Genomic DNA, 17,108 nt, shown 5'->3' on the forward strand with positions numbered 1-17,108 from the left:
CTCCCATCCGGGAGAGGGGGGATTTCCGCGCCCCTCATGCCTTGGCTCCGAACAGGCCCGTGGGCCGCACGAGCAGCACCAGGATGAAGATGAGGAAGATGCCGATCTGGCCGAGGCTTTCGCCCAGATACAGGCCCGACAGGCTCTCGACGACGCCGATGAACAACCCGCCGACGAGCGCGCCGGGGATCGAGCCCATGCCGCCGAGCACCACGATGGTGAAGGCGACGAGCACGAAGGCGCCGCCGACCCGGGGGTTGACGTAGAAGCTCGGCATGAGGAGGCAGGCTGCCACCGCGAGGCAGGCGGCGCCGAGCCCGAAGGTGACGGCGTAGACGTGGGGCACGTCGATGCCGACGAGCGCCGCCCCGGTCTTCTCCTTCGCCACCGCCCGGATCGCCCGGCCCGTGTCGGTGCGCGACAGGACGAGCCAGAGGAGGGCCGTGACGAGCAGCGCGCCGGCGAGCGCGATGACCTTCGCGGTGGGGAGGAAGAGCGGCCCCACCTCGATCACGGAGAAGCCGTAGGGGGTGTCGATGGAGCGGGTGTCGGAGCGAAAGCCCGCTAGCAGCGCGTTCTCGATGACGATGGACAGGCCGAGCGTCACGAGGAGGATGTTGGAATCGTCGCCATGGCTCGCCGGGCCGATGACGAAGCGCTGGAGCGCATAGCCCAAGCCGAAGAACACGGGCGTGAGGATCGGGATCGCGAGATAGGGGTCGACGCCCCCGTGCACGTTGAGCACGAGAACCGCGAACATGGCGGCGGTGAGCATGGCGCCGTGGGCGAAGTTGATGATGTGCAGCACCCCGTAGACGAGGGTGAGCCCCAGCGCGATCAGCGCGTAGACGGCCCCCGTCATGAGGCCGTTGGCGATCGCGGTGAGGAGGATCTCGGGGGAGAGCATGGGCTAATCCGTCGCCGGCACGGGCGAACCCCTCTCCCCGCGGGCGGGGAGAGGGGACGCGCGCAAGGCGTTCCCCGTCACGACTGCACCGGGAACACGGGCTTGGCGTCGGCGAAGGCGTCGGGGAAGATCACCTTGATGTCGCCGCCCTGGACCTGGGTGTTGACCGGGGCCGCGCCCTGGTTCTGGCCGTTCTCGAAGCGGGTCGGGCCGTAGGGCATGATGTGGCCCGAGAAGGTGGAGCCCGCGATGGCCTCCGTGACCTTGCCCCGGTCGGCGGAGCCGGCGCGCTCGAGGGCGTCGGCGAGCAGCTTCACGCAGGAATAGTTGAGCGCCACGTTGTAGGTGAAGAAGCGCCCCTGGGCCTCCACCACCTTGCGCAGGGCCAGCGCCTCCTCCTTGCGCGGATCGTACCAGTGGTTGCAGTCCATGATGTTGGCGGCGGCGTCCGGGAATTCCTTCACGAAGCGGAAGTTCGAGGCGGCGCCGTTGAGGACCGAGTAGATGCCCTTCGGCCGGATGCGCTGCTGCTGCATGGTGCGGGCGAGCAGGACGAACTCGTTGTAATAGTCCGAGGGGATGACGAGGTCGGGGTTCTTGGCCCGGATCTGGAGCGCCACGTTCGACATGTCGCGGGCGGGGGTGGGGTGGGCGATGGTGTCGAGCACCTCGAAGCCGCGCTTCGGCAGCTCCGTCTGCATGAGCTTGGCGAGGCCCGACCCGAACAGGCCGTCCTCGTGGACGAGCACCACGGTCTTGGCGGGCTTGCCGGCGGCGTCGTTGAGGCGGACCAGGTTGTCGAGGGCGCTCGCCGTGACGATGCCGAAGCCCGGGGCGAAGCGGAACGTGTTCTTGAGGCCGCGGGTCACGATCTGGTCCGTGACGCCCACGTCCACGATGTAGGGCAGCTCGTAGCGGGAGGCGGCCTGGGAGGCGGCAAGGCAGATCGGCGAGGCGAAGCCGCCGACGATGGCGGCGACGCCCTCGGCCTGCATGCGCTCCACCTCCTGGGTGCCGCCCTCGGGCGTCGAGCGCGCGTCGCCGAACACCATCTGGAGCCGCGCCCCGCCCATGGACTTGATGCCGCCCGCGTCGTTGATCGCCTTGATGGCGAGCTCGGCGCCGAGCTGGCCGAGCTGGCCGTCCTGGGCGAGCGCGCCCGTCACGGGCTGGAGGATGCCGATCTTCACGGCGGGCGCGCCTTGGGCCCGCAGCATGGCGGGCGCGGAGACGAGGGCGGCGCCCGCGGCGGCGCCTTGCAGGAGGGTGCGGCGGGTGGGGTGGAGAAGATCGGTCATGCGCGTGGGCTCCCTGGCGACGATGACGGCCTTGAACGCCGGCCGTTGGCTTTGAAGGCGGTGGGGGCGACCGGGCTCCAGCGGCGCTCGGGGCCACGCCCGATGCGCATGAGCTCCATCTGGAAGGCGTAGCGGTCGGGGCGGTAGAGCGCCTCGAGATGTTCCACGCCGCGGTCCTCGGCGTCGAACACCGTGCGGGTGATGGAGAGGAGCGCGGAGCCCACCTCCACGGCGAGATGCTCCGCCACCTCGGGTCCCGCGAGGGTGGCGCCGATCGTCTGGCTCGCCCGCTCGGCCTTGACCCCTGAGCGCTCCAGGAGCGAAAGCAGCGGCGTCGAGGCGAGGTCCTCGTCGGAATAGGTGGCGCCGATGCCTTCGGGCACGAAGGTGACGAGGTACGAGAGGGGCACGTCGTCGATGGTGCGCACCCGGACCGAGCGCTGCACCCGCTCGCCGGGGGAGAGCCGCAGGGCCTCGGCCACGGCGGGGAGCGGCGCCTCGTAGCCGAAGGCGATGAGCCGCACCCGGGTGCGCCGCCCCATCTCGACGAGATGGGCGAGCATGTTGGCGAAATCCGCCACGATGGTCTTGGCGCCGTCGGCCCCCGTCACGAAGGTGCCCGCGCCGGGCTGGCGGCGGATCAGCCCCTCGCGCTCCAGCCCGTCGAGGGCCCGGCGCACGGTCACCCGCGAGACCCCGTGGAGCGCGGCGAGCTCCGGCTCGCTCGACAGCCGCGCCCCCGCCGGCAGGGCGCCGCCGACGATGCGCTCGCGCAGCAGGAGATAGAGCCTGCGCGTCTTCGAGGGCTCGACGCCAGCATGCACGGGGCGACCACCTCCTGGATGGGGGCGAGCTGCATCAGAAGTGATACAGCTTGCTGTGCGAAGCTAGCGGCCGTGGACGTTGCGTCAAGAGCGTCCGAGGGGTGAGCGCCTTCGGCGCGGCTCCTTGCGCTGGATCCCGGATCTGCACCTCGCTTACGCGAGGCTTGTCCGGGAAAGTGGGCGTTGGAGGGTCGGGAGAGCTCTTCTGATACCCTCCACCACTTTCCCGGACAAGAGGAGCGCAGCCGAAGGCGGAGCGGATCGCAGATCCGGGACCCAGCGCAAGAACCGGCCGCGCCAGCGGCGCCGCATCCCCGTGCAAACCTGCTATCGAAGGTCTCCCCTTGCGCTCACGGCCCGGCTGACCAAGATCACGTCCATGCCCCGCACCCTCGTCGACAAGCTCTGGGACCAGCACGCCATCCTCACCCGGGAGGACGGGGAGACGCTGATCTGGATCGACCGACATTTCGTGCACGAGGGCTCGCACCATGCCTTCGCGAAGCTGAAAAGCCGTGGCGCCCGGGTGGCGCGGCCCGATCTCACCTTCGGGGTCGCCGACCATTACGTGCCGACCCGCGGGCGGGCGGGGCCGATCCCCGACGAGGGCGTGCGCCGGATGGTGGAGCAACTCACCGAGAACACGGGCCTGCACGGCGTCCACCTCTTCGGTCTCGACGATCCGCGCCAGGGCATCGTCCACGTGGTGGGGCCGGAGCAGGGGCTGACCCTGCCGGGGCTCACGGTGGTGTGCGGCGACAGCCATACCTCCACCCACGGCGCCTTCGGGGCGCTCGCCTTCGGCATCGGAGCCTCCGAGGTGGCGCACGTGCTCACCACGCAGACCCTGTGGCAGCGCAAGCCTAAGCGCATGCGCATCTCGGTCGAGGGCCCCCTCACCCCGGGCGTGGGAGCCAAGGACATCGCGCTCACCTGGATCGCCCGCCTCGGCGCCGACGGGGCGCAGGGGCATGCGATCGAATATGCGGGCTCCGCCGTGCGGGCGCTCTCCATGGAGGGACGCCTCACCCTGTGCAACCTGTCCATCGAGGGCGGCGGGCGCTGCGGGATGGTGGCGCCCGACGAGACCACGCTCGCCTATCTGCGCGGGCGCCCCTACGCTCCCGCCGGCGAGGCCTTCGAGCGGGCGGCCGGCGACTGGCTCGCGCTCGCCGGCGACGCGGACGCCGCCTTCGACCGCGAGGTGTCCTTCCGGGGCGACGAGATCGCCCCCACGGTCACCTGGGGCACGAACCCCGGGGACGCGCTGCCCATCGACGCCGCCGTGCCCGACCCCGAGCGCATCGCCGATCCCGGCCGCGCGGCCCATGCCCGCGACGCGCTGGCCTATATGGACCTCAGGCCCGGCCAGCCCCTCACGGGGATCCGCATCGACCGGGTGTTCATCGGCTCGTGCACGAACGCGCGCATCGAGGACCTGCGGGCGGCGGCGGCCGTGCTCGCGGGGCGGACGGCGCGGGTGCCGGGGCTCGTCTCGCCGGGCTCCTCCCTCGTGAAGCGCCAGGCCGAGGAGGAGGGGCTCGACCGGATCTTCGTCGAGGCCGGCCTCGACTGGGTCGAATCCGGCTGCTCGATGTGCGTCGGCATGAACGGCGACCTCCTGAAGCCCGGCGAGCGCTCCGCCTCGACGACGAACCGCAACTTCAAGGGCCGCCAGGGGCCGGGCTCGCGCACCCACCTCATGAGCCCCGCCATGGCGGCGGCCGCCGCCGTCGCGGGCCATCTCGCGGATGCCCGCCCGATGCTCGCCGGGAGGCTGTGATGGAGCCGCTTCGCCGCCTCGACCGCGCGGTCGCCTGCCCCCTGCCGCTCGCCAACGTGGACACGGACCAGATCATCCCGGCCCGCTTCATGAAGCAGCCGCGCCAGGCGGGCTATGGCGGCTTCCTGCTGCACGACCTGCGCTTCGGCCCCGACGGCGCCGCCCTGGGCCTGTCCCTCGACGATCCCGCCCGGGCGGGGGCGGGCGTCCTCGTGGCGCGGCGCAATTTCGGCGGGGGCTCGTCGCGGGAGGCCGCCGTCTATGCGCTCGTGGATTTCGGCGTCCGCTGCGTGGTGGCGCCGAGCTTCGGCGACATCTTCGCCTCGAACGCGGTCAATAACGGGCTCCTGCCCGCCGTGGTGAGCGAGGCGGACGCCGAGCGCCTGATCGCGGCGCTGGAGGGCGGCCTCGACCGCCTGAGCGTCGACCTGGAGGCGTGCCGGATCGAGGGCCTGCCCGAGCCGGTCTCCTTCTCCGTCGACCCGGTCTGGCGCACGAAGCTCCTCAACGGCTGGGACGACCTCGACCTCACCTTGAGCCACGCCGACGCGATCCGCGCCTGGGCCGAGGCGGACGCGGAGCGCCGCCGCTGGGCGCGCCCCTCCTCGTCATGCTGAGGTGCGGAGCGTAGCGGAGCCTCGAAGCACGCAAGACGCTGCCACAGCCGTCAGGAGATCCCTGGAGCGCCCTTCGAGGTCCGCCTTCGGCGGGCGCCTCAGGACGAGGGTGAGGCGTGTGAGAGGCGGCCCATACCGGCCCGCACCCCAAACTCAAGCCGCGATCGCCTCGCGCACCTTGGAGCGCAGGTCGGCGAGGGAGAAGGGCTTGGTGAGCACGTCGGTCACGATGGCGTCGAGACCGCGGGCGCGCTCGCGCTGGTCGGCGAAGCCCGTCATGAGCAGGATCGTGAGGTCGGGAAAGTCGCGCTTGGCGGCGAGCGCCAGGGCGATGCCGTCCATGATCGGCATGCGGATGTCGGTGAGCATCAGGTCGAAGGAGCCCGCCTCCTCGTGCAGGCGCTCCAGGCCGTCGCCGCCGTCCTCGGCGGTGATCACGGCATGGCCGTCCATCTCCAGCGCGCGGCGCAAGAAGCCCCGGATGGGTTCCTCGTCGTCGACGAGCAGAATGCGCGCCATGAAACTAGCTCCTGTCGAACAGATCCGGATCGTCGTCGCCCTGCTGGATGACGCCGACGAAGGGCAATTGGCGGAAGGAATGGGCCACGTCCATGCCGTAGCCCACCACGAAGAGGTCGGGGCAGGTGAAGCCGACGAACTCGGCGTCGATATGCACGGCGCGCTTGCCGGGCTTCTCCAGGAGCACCGCCGTGAGCACCCGCTTGGCGCCGCGCGCCATGAGCAGGTCCTTGGCGAAGACGATGGTGCGCCCCGATTCCAGGATGTCGTCGATGAGGAGCACGTCGCGCCCGTCCACCGCGCTCTCCACGTCGCGCAGGATCGCGACCTGGCCCGACGACACGGTGCCGGCGCGGTAGCTCGACAGGTGGATGAACTCCACCTGCGGCTCCAGCCCCGCCCGGTGCAGCGCGCGGATGAGGTCGGCCGCGAACATGAAGCTGCCCTTGAGGACCGCCACCACGAGCAGGTTCACGGGCTTGGCGGCCGCGATCTCGCGCGCCAGCTCCTCGACGCGGCGGGCGATCCGCTCCTCGTCGTACAGGACGTGCACCTTGGGGAGAGTCATCGACGGGTCCTCGATTGGATCAGCGGGCCGCCACCGCACCGCCGATGGCCGGGGCGAACCGCACGAGCACGTCCCGTCCCTCGAGGGGCGGAGCGGCGAGCCGGGCGCGGAAACGAGTGGTTTCGCCGCCCTCCAGGCTCTTGCGCGGGGGTTCGCTCGTCCACGTGTACAGCGCTTGCCCGTCCCCGGCCAGAAGGGCGATGAGAAGCTGGGGCACATCCACCGCGCGCGCCGAGGGGTTGGCGATCTCCCCCTCCACGGTGAGGACCAGCTCGCTCCCGGTGCCCGTGACCTGCGAGGCGACGGCGCGCAGCTCCAGGCCGCGCAGGTTCACAGGCAGCCCGATCGCGGCGTAAAGACGCGCCGTCGCGGGCACGAGGCGCACCACCGCCATGCGCTGGGCGAGGAGCCCCGTCACGATGGCCGCGAGGGCGAGGGCGAGGACGAGGGACGCGGGGACGCGGCGCAAGGGGGAGGCGAGCCGGGCCGCGAGGCCCGCGGCGGAGGGCAGGCGGCGCGTGCCCTTGGGCTTGGGCGCCGGGGGCGGCGCCTCGCGCGCGGCGCTCGCGTCCACCGAGAGCGCGCCGGCGGCCGGCGGCACGCCCGCCTCGTCGAGAAGGCGCGACCAGTCGTCGGGGCTGAGATCTGCCTCGGCCGCCGGCTCGACCCGGAACGTGGTCCGGCACCCGGCGCAGCGCACGGTTCGACCCTCCGGCCTGACATGGGCCGGGTCGATCGTGTATTCGCTTGCGCAGGATGGACAGACGATCAGCATGGCGAATCGGTCGAGGCCGGGGCCCGGGGGTCCGGGTCCGGCCCTCCCATTGCTCCGACGGTTTGGTTAACAGCGCGTGAAAGCCTTCGACGAGACGGACGACCCCTACGGCCCGCCGGTGGTGCACTTCGAGAATGTCGGGGTGCGCTACGGCATGGGGCCCGAGGTGCTGCGCGACGTCACCTTCTCCATCGAGCCCCGCTCGTTCCAGTTCCTCACCGGCCCGTCGGGCGCGGGCAAGACCACGCTGCTGCGCCTCATGCTCATGTCGGTGCGGGCGACGCGGGGGCTCGTGACCCTGTTCGGGCGGGAGGTGAGCCGCATCGGCGGGGACGAGCTCACCCGGGTGCGCCGGCGCATGGGGGTGGTGTTCCAGGACTTCCGGCTTCTCGACCACCTCACCGTCTACGAGAACGTGGCGCTGCCCCTACGCGTCCAGGGGCGGCTGGAGGACAGCTACCGGGGCGAGGTGGTGGAGCTCCTGCGCTGGGTGGGCCTGGGCGAGCGCATGCACGCCCTGCCTCCCGTGCTCTCGGGCGGCGAGAAGCAGCGCGCCGCCATCGCCCGCGCCCTCATCGTGCGGCCCGAGCTCCTGCTCGCCGACGAGCCCACGGGCAACGTCGACCCGAACCTCGCCCGCCGCCTCCTGCGGCTTTTCATCGAGCTCAACCGGCTCGGCACCTCGGTGGTGATCGCGACCCACGACCTCTCCCTCATGGACCAGGTGGAGGCGCGCCGCCTCGTCCTGGCCGAGGGACATCTCCTCATCGATGATTGATCCCGTGGACAGGATCCCCTCCGAGCGCGGGCACGAGGCGGCCCCGCCCCTCTCCCCCCATCTTAAGCGCGACGCGCCCCTCGTGCCGATCGATTCGGCGGCCGGGCGCTCCCTCATGGCCGTCATCGCGATCCTCACCTTCCTGGCCGCCCTGTGCGCCGGCGGAGCCGCGCTCGTGGCGAACGCCTCGACGCAATGGCGCTCGTCCATCGCCCGGGAGGTGACGATCCAGATCCGCCCGAGCGCCGGGCGCGACGGGGACGCGCTGGTGGCGCAGGCCGCCGAGATCGCCCGCATGAGCCCCGGCGTCGCGGGGGTGGAGCCCTATACCCGCGAGCAGTCCGCGCGCCTGCTGGAGCCCTGGATCGGCTCGGGGGCGGGGCTCCTCGACCTGCCCATCCCCCGGATCGTCGCCGTCACGCTCGCCGAGGACGCACGGGCCGACACGGAGGCGCTGCGCCGGCGCATCGTCGCGGAGGTGCCCGGCGCGACCCTCGACGACCACGCCCTGTGGCTGCGCCGGCTCTCCTCCATGGCCAACACCGTGGTGGGGGTGGGGATCGGCCTCGTGCTGCTCGTCCTGCTCGCCACGGGGCTCGCGGTGGCCTTCGCGACCCGGGGCGCGATGGCGGGCAACAAGGAGATCGTCGACGTGCTCCATCTCGTGGGCGGGGACGACGCCTTCATCGCCCGCGAGTTCCAGATCCGCTTCCTGCGCTTAGGCCTCAAGGGCGGCGCCCTCGGCTGCGCCGCGGCGCTCGCCTTCATCGCGCTCGCGGGCCTCGCGGCGGGATCGCTGCGGGCGAGCCCCGCGGGCGACCAGATCGAGGCCTTGTTCGGCGCCTTCGACATGGGGCTCGGCGACTACGTCCTGATCCTCCTCGTCGGCCTCGTGGTCGCCGCCGTCACGGCGGTGGTGTCGCGGGTCACGGTCCGGCGCTACCTCGCGGACCTGCGCTAGGGCTCCTCCCGGCGGCCCGTCCCGCCAGGGCGGTCTCCATAACGCTTTCGTTAAATTTTGGGGGCAGTAACGGCAGGTGCCTTCGTTCCGGAGCTGCGCATGCGCCCTGCCGAACAGCGGTCCTGGCCCCTCGCGAGCCCGCACGTCCGGAGAATCCTCGCCGAGGACGGGGTGTTCCACGGTTTGTGCGTGGGCTATTGCGCGTTCGCCTTCGTGCTCCTGTTCGCCCTGAACGCCCTCGAGCGCTTCGTTCCCTTGATGTATCTCCCGCTGTGGGCGACGGGCGCCGGGATCGCGCTCCTCGTCCACCTGCTCGCCTGCGAGTGCCTGCGCACCGTCCGGGCGGGGTCCAAGCGCCCCTTGAGCGACGCTCTCGCGGCCCTGCGCCTGAGGACCCGCGGTCGGATCGTGCAGGGCTGCCTCCTGGTGGTCAGCCTAGGCCTCCTGTTCGGGTGCTTCACCTCGGTGAAGAACGCGCTCCCGCTCCTGTCGCCGTTCCGGTTCGACAAGCCCCTGGCGGACCTGGGAACCGCGCTCCACGGCGGCGTCGCCCCGTGGCAATGGCTCCACCCGATCCTCGGCCATCAGCCGGTCACCCGGTTCATCGAGGTCACCTATTCGTCCGTGTGGATGCTCCTGCTGGTCGGGTTTCCGGTTCTGCTGTTCGTCCACCCGGAGCTGCGGGAGCTGCGGCGCCGCTATCTCCTGACGACCTTCCTCACCCTCGTCCTGCTCGGGAACGTCCTGGCGGGGCTCGGGATGTCGGCGGGCCCGGTCTATTACGGCCACGTCACGGGCGATCATGGGCGCTACGGGGAGCTCGTCCGCTACCTGGCGTTCAGCAAGGGCCTGCCCTATTCCGCCGCCGACATCCAGGAGCATCTCTGGCTTAGCCTCCAGACCGACCAGGTGGAGCTGGGAACGGGCATCTCGGCGTTCCCGAGCATCCATGTCGCGATGGCCACCCTGTTCGTGCTGGCCGCCCGCCGGATCGGCCGCCGGCTCGGCGCCGTGTTCATGGCCTATTGGGTGCTGATCCTCGCGGGATCCATCCATCTGGGCTGGCACTATTCCCTCGACGGCTACGTGTCGGCGGTGGCCGTGTGCGGGATCTGGGCCATGACGCGGCCGCGGCGGGCGGGCCGGCGCGCGGGGGCCGCCGTCCGGGATCCCGGCGCCGGGAGGGGCTTCGAACCAGCCCGGCCGGCCCCCGTGGGCCTCGCGGTGCGAACGGGCGCGGCGTGACACCCCGTCCCGCCGAGCCCCGGGCCGCCCTCCCCCCGGGTACGACCGGCGCGCCTCGCCTTGTGGCCGCCGCATTCGGCGGTCTAACTTGGCCCATGGTTTCGCGTACGCCGCGCAGCGCAATGGTCCAGGCGATCGAGGCCGCCCCCATCGGATGGGCCTGGTTGGAGGTGCCGTCGGCCGAGGCCCGTTCCCGCCACGCGGTATCCATGCGCCTGCTCGCCAAAAGCCTGATCCTTCTCGCCGTCGCCGCCGTCGCGCTGCTCGGGGCGGGCTTCCTCGGCTTCGTGGCCGGCATCGAGCGCCAGGAGCGGGCGCCCGGGGCGCGCACCGACGCCATCGTGGCCCTCACCGGCGGCGCCGAGCGCATCGGCAACGCCATCGACCTCCTGGCGCAAGGCTATGCGCGCCGCCTGCTGATCTCCGGGGTCAACGAGCGCACGAGCCGGGCCGAGATCGCCCGCCTCAACCCGGGCCAGCGCGTCCTGTTCGATTGCTGCGTGGATCTCGACTACCGGGCCCGCAACACCATCGGCAACGCCATCGAGACCCGGCGCTGGCTGCACGAGCACGGCTTCCGCTCGGTGATCGTGGTGACCTCGAACTACCACATGCCCCGCACCATGCTGGAGCTCGACAACGCCCTGCCGGGCCTCGTCAAGGTGCCCTACGCCGTGATCTCCGACACGGGCGATCCCACGGGCTGGTGGCGCAACCCCGCCGTGGCGCGCCTGCTCGCCTCCGAATACGTGAAATATCTCGCGGTGCGCCTGCGCCTCCTCGTGGAGAGCGACCCCGAGCGCTCCATCGCGGCCACCATGTTCAGCCGCGGCGGCCCGCCCGTGCGCGTGGTGGCGGCGCCGCTGGAGCGCTAACTCTGCGGTCGGCGGGCGAGCGCCCACCAGACGCGATGCGGGACCAGAAGTGGGTCCTCGGGAAAGGTCCGCTGCAACAGCGCCTTGAGTTCGATCGCGAACCGCTCGGTGGCCGCTTCGTCGAGGCTGGCCCGCACGCCGGCGCTCGCCCGGATCCGTCCGCACCACGCGTCGTGGCCGTAGGGTTGGTCGACGTCGAAGGAGGCCGTCTCGATGCCCTCGAATCCAGCCTGAGCGAGGTCGGCGAGCCACGCGGGGTAGAGACCCGAGCCGCCTCCCATGGTCCAGGCCGGATTGACGCTCAGGATCAAGGTTTCCGTCGCCTCGACCACGTTGCCAGGCAAGGGCAGCCAGTCGAAATGCGCGATAACGATGGCGCCGCCCGGCTTGAGCACGCGGAACGCCTCATGGGCCGCCCGGGCGCGATCGAACCAGTGCCAGCACTGGCCCGCGCTCACGAGGTCGAATGAGCAGTCAGGGGCGTCGAGGGCCTCGGCGCGTCCTTCCCGGTAGGCAACCGCGACACCTTCGGTCTGGTCGATCTCCATCGCCTCGCGCAGGAGCGCCGCTGCCGGATCGATGCCCGTCACCGCGAGGCCGAGGCGGGCGAGCCCGCGCGCCACCGTTCCGGTGCCTGTTCCCATGTCGAGGGCCGCCTGTCCCGGGCGGAGGTCGAGCTGTCTCGCGATCCTCTCGAAGAACGGGGAGGGAAATCCGGCCCGGTGCGCCCGGTAGTCTTGCGCCGTCCGCCCGAAGTCGACCGTCTCCCCGAAACGCCGCGTCGCGGCTATGTCCGGCCCTGTGCTCATGTTCGTCCCCATCGGTCGTGCCGACCGCCTCGCTCCGGAGCATTTTTGCACGGGCCCGTGTCCACGTGGGCTGAAAATGCTCTAAAGGGAGCCCGTCCTCTCCATGGCCCCCCGATGCTCGTCCTGCGCTCCGCCCTCTTCAACGCCCTCTACTACGTCAACCTCATCCTCTGGATGCTGGCGTTCCTGCCGCTCTTCGTGCTGCCGCGGATCTGGTTCATCCGGGTGGCGCAGGCGCAGGCGCGATCCTCGCTGTGGCTCCTGCGGGTGGTGGCGGGGGTGCGGCTCGAGGTGCGGGGGCGCGAGCGCATCCCGCCGGGGGGGCTCATCGTGGCCTCCAAGCACCAATCCCTGTGGGAGACCTTCGCCCTCTTCACCCTGTTCGACGACCCCGCCTACATCCTCAAGCGCGAGCTCATGTGGATCCCCGTCTTCGGCTGGTTCACGATCAAGGGCGGCATGGTGCCGATCAACCGCAAGGCCGGCGGCCAGGCGCTCGTGGAGATGAACGCGCGCGCCCGGGAGGAGGTCGCGCGCGGGCGCCAGATCATCATCTTCCCCGAGGGCACCCGGCGGGCGCCCGGGGCCGAGCCCGGCTACAAGTACGGCATGGCCCATCTCTACGCTTCCCTCGGCGTGCCGATCCTGCCCGTGGCGCTCAATTCCGGTCTCTATTGGCCCCGCCGGCGCTTCATCCGCCGCCCCGGCACCATCGTGATCGAGGTGGGCGAGGCGATCCCGCCGGGCCTCGACCGGGACGTGGTGTTCCGGGAGGTGCAGGCCCGGATCGAGGCCATGTCCGGGCGCCTCCTCGTCGAGGGCCGCCGCGAGCTCGGTCTCGACCGCTCCCCCGCCTGAGCGCCCTGAACGGTTCCGCTTGACGGCGGAGCCGTTCCTCCCGTACCTAGAACAAATGCAGAACACACACATCATCGACGGACGAGTCGCCATGCGGGATGGGCGGGGCGAGCGCGCGCGCCGGGCGGCGGTGCGCGAGGAGCGGCTGCGGGTCACGGCGGGGGTGTCGGTCCCGCTGCGCCTCTCGGCCTGGCGCGGGCGCTCGGGCCAGCGCTACGTGGTGGGCGTGCACGCGCTCGCGGAAGCGGACCTCAGCGACGTGACCGAGGCCGTCCTCATCGCGGTGTGCCGCGAGGGCGACGGCACGGCCCGGGTGGTGGACGTGGCGGCGGCGGGCGCCCTGCCCCGGGAACGCTTGGCCTCGAGCTGGATGTCGGCCGTGCGGGCCTGCGGCGCCACCGAGATGCATGTGCATCGCTTGGCCCGCGACGAGGCCGAGCGCAGCGCCGTGATCGCCGACCTCCAGGACGACATCTGAGGGCCTGCCCCTCCCCCCTCTTGCTGAGGAGCGCTCGACGAGCGCGTCTCGAAGCACGCAGGACGCTTGCCACAGACGTCCGGAGAGCTCTGGAACGTCCTTCGAGGCTCGCTCCGCTCGCGCCTCAGGACGAGGTTGGAGGGTGGGGCCCATTCCGGGCCAACCTCCCAGGCTTCACGGCGGCGCCCGCGCGCCTTACATGGAGGGCTCCAAGGTGAACGGGAGCCAGAGATGGCCAGCAAGCTCGAGCAATTGCGCGCGATGACCGTGGTGGTCGCCGACACGGGCGACATCGAGGCGGTGCGCCGCCTCAAGCCCCAGGACTGCACCACGAACCCGACCCTGATCCTGAAAGCGGTGCAGGACCCAGCCTCGGGCCCGATCCTGGAGGAGGCCCTGGCCTGGGCGCGCCGGCAGTCCGGCCCGCGCGAGGCGCTCGTGGCCCGGGTCTGCGACCGGCTCTCCGTCGCCTTCGGGGCGGAGCTCACCCGCATCGTGCCCGGCCGGGTCTCCACGGAGGTGGACGCCGACCTCTCCTTCGACACGGGCGCCACGGTGGCCAAGGCCCGCGAGATCGTCGCCCTCTACGAGGCCCAGGGTATCCAGCGCGAGCGCATCCTCATCAAGATCGCCTCGACCTGGGAGGGCATCCAGGCGGCCGCCGTGCTCCAGCGCGAGGGCATCGACTGCAACCTCACGCTCCTGTTCCACCTCGTCCAGGCGGCGGCCTGCGCGGATGCGGGCGCGTTCCTGATCTCGCCCTTCGTGGGCCGCATCCTCGACTGGCACGTGAAGGCGGGCGGCGGGCCCTACACCCCCGACACGGATCCGGGCGTCGAATCGGTGCGGGGCATCTACGCCTATTACAAGGCGCACGGCATTCCCACCGTGGTCATGGGCGCCTCCTTCCGCAACGCGGGCGAGATCGAGGCGCTGGCGGGCTGCGACCGCCTCACCATCTCGCCGGCCCTGCTGGACGAGCTCGCCGCCGCTGACGGCCCCCTCCCCCGCCGCCTCTCACCCGGCGGCGGGGCCCCCGCCCCGGCCCGCCTCGCCCTCGACGAGGCGGCCTTCCGCTTCCAGCTCAACGAGGATCCCATGGCCGGCGAGAAGCTCGCCGAGGGCATCCGTGGCTTCGTGAAGGACCTGCGCACGCTGCGGGGGCTCGTGGGCAAGCGGCTGGCCGAGGCGCAGGCGGCCTGAGGGGCCGGCTCGTAAGTACGGCCTACCCTCCACCCTCGTCCTGAGGTGCCCGCCGCAGGCGGGCCTCGAAGGGCGCTCCAGTGGGCTCAGGAAGGCTGTGGCAGACGTTTCGCGTGTTTCGAGACGCCCGCTCGCGCGGGCTCCTCAGCATGAGGGGGTTGGAGAGCCATTGTTCCGGGCCGGACCCTGACGCCCCGCCCGCAGGGTTAACGCTTCGTTCACGCCGCCGGGGTCTCCTCGCCCCTAAGCTGTCCCGAATCGGGCGGGACCTGCGGCTCCGGGGGGATCATGGACGACGTGCTGGCTTGGTGGGACTGGATCCAGGCCCGGGGCGGCCCGGCCCTTGCCGCCGCGTGGCGCTGGACCGAGGCCCACGCGCTCGCCCTGCACGGCGCCCTGAAAGCGGCGCCCTACGGGCTGGAGGCGGCCCTCGCCGTGGCCCTGGCCGGCTGGATCGCGGCCCTCCTGCTGTGGCGGACGCGCTCGGACCTCCGGCGGCGCCTCGACGAGAGCGGCGCGGCGCTCCGCGCCAGCGAGGAGCGCCTGGCCGGCGAGCGCCGCTGGCGCGAGGCGACGGCGCGCGTGGACCAGAAGGCCGCGACCGCAGCCGCGGCCGTGGCGCCCTCGGCCTGAGGGGTCGGCTCACGGAATCGTGGCCTGCCGCCGCCGTGGGTTTGCCGCAGGCCGCGCCCACAAGGGGCCGATGCCGGCCCCGGCCGAGCGCCGTTCCCACCGCGAGACCATGATCCACCTGCCCCGCCGCACCGTCCTCATCGGCCTGTCGGCCGCCCTCGCGGCGCCGGCCCTCGGCGAGGGCGAGGCCTCCCGTCCCGAGCCGCAGACCGTGCCCATCGAGCTCGTCGAGGAGGCCCTGGAGCTCGACGCAGGGATCCGCGTCGGCGCGCCGGGCGGCGACGTCACGATGATCGAGTTCTTCGACTACAACTGCCCCTCCTGCCGGCGCGCCGCGCGCGACCTGCCGGCGATGCTCGCCGACGGCGACCTCACCTACGTGCTCATGAACTACGCGGTGCTCGGCATGCCCTCCGTGGAGGCGGCGCGGGTGGCCCTCGCAACCTTCTCCCTCGGGGGGCCGGAAGCGGCGCTCGCCCTGCACGGGCGGCTTCTGGCCCTGCGCGGGCCGGTGGGGGCCGAGCGGGCGCTCAACGAGGCCCTGGGGCTCGGGGCGGATGCGGGCGCCCTCGCGCGCGCCGCCGACTCGGAGGCCGTGACCCGCCGCCTGCGCGCCGTGCTCCGGATCGGCGAATCCCTCGGCCTCTCCGCCACCCCGTCCTACGTGATCGGCCCCGAGGCCTATGCGGGCGACCTGACGCTCGCCCACAAGCGCGCCCTCGTGGCCCGCGCCCGGGCCTGAGCGCCGGCACAAGCCGATTGACAGGGGCGGCCCGCCCGCCCTACAAGGCGCGGCCTGGTGCCGGGGCTGTAGCTCAGATGGGAGAGCGCTGCAATCGCACTGCAGAGGTCAGGGGTTCGAATCCCCTCAGCTCCACCAGGTTCCTCCTTTCTCGACAATTCGGAACGTCCCCAGGCGCTTGGCCGTGACGCGGCGTGATCCGCGCTCCGGGAGCGCGGGCGCGTCCTTCGCTCCGGGGCGCTCCGCCGGGCGCGACGCGCAGCATCAGGGGCACGGCCTGGGGGCAGGCAGGTCCGGCTCCGTGGCTCCAGGCCCTGACCCGACCGCCCTCGACCCGACCTGACGTTCGCCGCCCGCGGCGCTACGCTGTCGCGCCCTCGATTCCCGGACCCCTCCGATGCCACGCACGATCGCCCGGATGCGGACCCTCGGTCCCGTGATGGAGCGCCGCCTGCGGGCGATGGGTGCCGTGGAGGGCTATCGCCGCCCGCGTTTCGTGTTCGGGCGCGCGGTGAGCGCCGTCGCGGCCCGCGCGATGGAGGCCGCCCTTCTCGATTGCGACGGGCGGCGGCTCCCGCCGGAGGTGAGGGCCCGCCTCGCCCACGAGGGACGGACGTGATCGGGGCGGTCGCGCCGGCACGCGTCAAGACCCTGGCCCGCGGCGACGCCCTCTTTCGCCAGGGCGACCCTGCGACCGCGATCTTCAGGGTCGTGGCCGGGCGGTTGCGCCTGGAGCGACGCACCTCCGACGGCCGTCCGGTCGTCCTCCATACCGCCCGCGCCGGGGAGCTCTTCGCCGAGGCGTCCCTCTTCGCCGACGCCTACCATTGCGACGCGGTGGCGGTGACCGACGCGGTCGTAGGCCTCTACGACAAGGCGGCCCTGCTCGCGAGCCTCGGCGCCGGCGCCCAGGCTGGCGGCCTGATCGCAACCATGGCCCGCCAGCTTCAGGAGTGCCGAGGCCGCCTGGAACTGCGCAACGTGCGCTCGGCCCGGGAGCGCGTCCTCCTCTGGCTCGACCTGCGAGGGGGCCCGGCGGGAATCGTCGCCGTCGAGGGCGAGCTCCAGGACATCGCCGCCGAGCTCGGGCTCACGCGCGAGGCGTTCTACCGGACGCTGGCCGCCCTGGAGCGGGACGGCCTGATCAGCCGCGACGGCACGCGGATCACGCTTCGGCGCCGCGTCTCCCCATGACCACGATCATATGGCGGGCCGCGTTCGCATCGTAGGAAGGG

General features: G+C 72.1%; 20 protein-coding genes and 1 tRNA gene. 14 read left to right on the top strand and 7 right to left on the bottom strand.

Annotation, left to right across the window (positions count from 1 at the left end; genetic code table 11):
- Positions 1-34: 34 nt before the first annotated feature.
- From F0L46_RS16635 to F0L46_RS16645, 3 genes are all read right to left on the bottom strand, one after another.
- A complete protein-coding gene (locus F0L46_RS16635; protein ID WP_149819578.1) occupies positions 35-907 on the bottom strand; it encodes a branched-chain amino acid ABC transporter permease in 873 nt (290 codons plus the stop codon).
- A 77-nt stretch (positions 908-984) separates the two neighbouring features.
- Positions 985-2,205, bottom strand: coding sequence for an ABC transporter substrate-binding protein (locus F0L46_RS16640; protein WP_149819580.1), 1,221 nt, complete (start codon positions 2,203-2,205; stop codon positions 985-987).
- Positions 2,202-3,029 (bottom strand): GntR family transcriptional regulator, encoded by an 828-nt coding sequence (locus tag F0L46_RS16645; RefSeq protein ID WP_149819582.1) that lies wholly within the window; start codon positions 3,027-3,029, stop codon positions 2,202-2,204. The genes F0L46_RS16640 and F0L46_RS16645 overlap by 4 nt, the downstream gene beginning before the upstream one ends.
- Before the next feature lie 379 nt (positions 3,030-3,408).
- On the opposite strand from F0L46_RS16645, the gene leuC reads away from it, so the two are divergent.
- Positions 3,409-4,812 (top strand): 3-isopropylmalate dehydratase large subunit, encoded by a 1,404-nt coding sequence (leuC, locus tag F0L46_RS16650; RefSeq protein WP_149819584.1) that lies wholly within the window; start codon positions 3,409-3,411, stop codon positions 4,810-4,812.
- Positions 4,812-5,429, top strand: a complete 618-nt coding sequence (gene leuD / locus F0L46_RS16655; protein WP_149819586.1) for a 3-isopropylmalate dehydratase small subunit — start codon at positions 4,812-4,814, stop codon at positions 5,427-5,429. The genes leuC and leuD overlap by 1 nt, the downstream gene beginning before the upstream one ends.
- A 153-nt stretch (positions 5,430-5,582) precedes the next feature.
- Here the strand turns inward: leuD and F0L46_RS16660 are convergent, their stop codons facing one another.
- The 3 genes from F0L46_RS16660 to F0L46_RS16670 are packed head-to-tail and all read right to left on the bottom strand — an operon-like array spanning position 5,583 to position 7,291.
- A complete protein-coding gene (locus F0L46_RS16660; protein ID WP_149819588.1) occupies positions 5,583-5,948 on the bottom strand; it encodes a response regulator in 366 nt (121 codons plus the stop codon).
- A gap of 4 nt (positions 5,949-5,952) precedes the next feature.
- A complete protein-coding gene (gene hpt / locus F0L46_RS16665; RefSeq protein ID WP_149819590.1) occupies positions 5,953-6,516 on the bottom strand; it encodes a hypoxanthine phosphoribosyltransferase in 564 nt (187 codons plus the stop codon).
- A 19-nt stretch (positions 6,517-6,535) separates the two neighbouring features.
- A complete protein-coding gene (locus F0L46_RS16670; RefSeq protein WP_149819591.1) occupies positions 6,536-7,291 on the bottom strand; it encodes a zinc-ribbon domain-containing protein in 756 nt (251 codons plus the stop codon).
- Between the two features lie 76 nt (positions 7,292-7,367).
- Here F0L46_RS16670 and ftsE point away from each other — a divergent pair, with 76 nt between their 5' ends.
- From ftsE to F0L46_RS16690, 4 genes are all read left to right on the top strand, one after another.
- Positions 7,368-8,069, top strand: a complete 702-nt coding sequence (ftsE, locus tag F0L46_RS16675) for a cell division ATP-binding protein FtsE (RefSeq protein ID WP_240540031.1) — start codon at positions 7,368-7,370, stop codon at positions 8,067-8,069.
- The gene (locus F0L46_RS16680; protein WP_149819593.1) at positions 8,062-9,030 is read left to right on the top strand and encodes a cell division protein FtsX; all 969 of its coding nucleotides are present in this window, start codon (positions 8,062-8,064) and stop codon (positions 9,028-9,030) included. The genes ftsE and F0L46_RS16680 overlap by 8 nt, the downstream gene beginning before the upstream one ends.
- A 99-nt stretch (positions 9,031-9,129) precedes the next feature.
- Entirely contained in the window at positions 9,130-10,275 is a 1,146-nt protein-coding gene (locus F0L46_RS16685; RefSeq protein WP_149819595.1) for a phosphatase PAP2 family protein, read from the top strand.
- A 209-nt stretch (positions 10,276-10,484) separates the two neighbouring features.
- Complete coding sequence (locus F0L46_RS16690) at positions 10,485-11,150, top strand: YdcF family protein (RefSeq protein WP_240540032.1); 666 nt, start codon at positions 10,485-10,487, stop codon at positions 11,148-11,150.
- Here the strand turns inward: F0L46_RS16690 and F0L46_RS16695 are convergent.
- A complete protein-coding gene (locus F0L46_RS16695; protein ID WP_210247651.1) occupies positions 11,147-11,971 on the bottom strand; it encodes a class I SAM-dependent methyltransferase in 825 nt (274 codons plus the stop codon). The two genes, F0L46_RS16690 and F0L46_RS16695, sit on opposite strands and share 4 nt — an antisense overlap.
- 102 nt (positions 11,972-12,073) lie before the next feature.
- Here F0L46_RS16695 and F0L46_RS16700 point away from each other — a divergent pair, with 102 nt between their 5' ends.
- The 8 genes from F0L46_RS16700 (at position 12,074) to F0L46_RS16735 (ending at position 17,067) form a co-directional block, all read left to right on the top strand.
- Positions 12,074-12,817, top strand: a complete 744-nt coding sequence (locus tag F0L46_RS16700; protein WP_149819599.1) for a lysophospholipid acyltransferase family protein — start codon at positions 12,074-12,076, stop codon at positions 12,815-12,817.
- 55 nt (positions 12,818-12,872) lie between these two features.
- Positions 12,873-13,295 carry a hypothetical protein gene (locus F0L46_RS16705; RefSeq protein WP_240540033.1) on the top strand — a complete coding sequence of 141 codons (423 nt, stop codon included), beginning with the start codon at positions 12,873-12,875 and terminating at the stop codon, positions 13,293-13,295.
- A 231-nt stretch (positions 13,296-13,526) separates the two neighbouring features.
- Positions 13,527-14,498: a transaldolase gene (gene tal, locus F0L46_RS16710; RefSeq protein WP_149819601.1), complete on the top strand. Its 972-nt coding sequence runs from the start codon at positions 13,527-13,529 to the stop codon at positions 14,496-14,498.
- Between the two features lie 288 nt (positions 14,499-14,786).
- Complete coding sequence (locus tag F0L46_RS16715; protein ID WP_149819603.1) at positions 14,787-15,131, top strand: hypothetical protein; 345 nt, start codon at positions 14,787-14,789, stop codon at positions 15,129-15,131.
- A 70-nt stretch (positions 15,132-15,201) separates the two neighbouring features.
- Positions 15,202-15,873, top strand: a complete 672-nt coding sequence (locus F0L46_RS16720; protein WP_149819605.1) for a DsbA family protein — start codon at positions 15,202-15,204, stop codon at positions 15,871-15,873.
- 62 nt (positions 15,874-15,935) lie between these two features.
- Positions 15,936-16,011, top strand: a tRNA-Ala gene (locus F0L46_RS16725).
- A gap of 259 nt (positions 16,012-16,270) precedes the next feature.
- A complete protein-coding gene (locus tag F0L46_RS16730; protein ID WP_149819607.1) occupies positions 16,271-16,492 on the top strand; it encodes a hypothetical protein in 222 nt (73 codons plus the stop codon).
- Positions 16,489-17,067 (top strand): Crp/Fnr family transcriptional regulator, encoded by a 579-nt coding sequence (locus F0L46_RS16735; RefSeq protein ID WP_149819608.1) that lies wholly within the window; start codon positions 16,489-16,491, stop codon positions 17,065-17,067. Before F0L46_RS16730 ends, F0L46_RS16735 begins: the two co-directional genes overlap by 4 nt.
- The last annotated feature ends 41 nt before the right edge of the window (positions 17,068-17,108 follow it).

The sequence above is a fragment of the Salinarimonas soli genome, assembly GCF_008386575.1.
Lineage (GTDB): Bacteria > Pseudomonadota > Alphaproteobacteria > Rhizobiales > Beijerinckiaceae > Salinarimonas_A > Salinarimonas_A soli.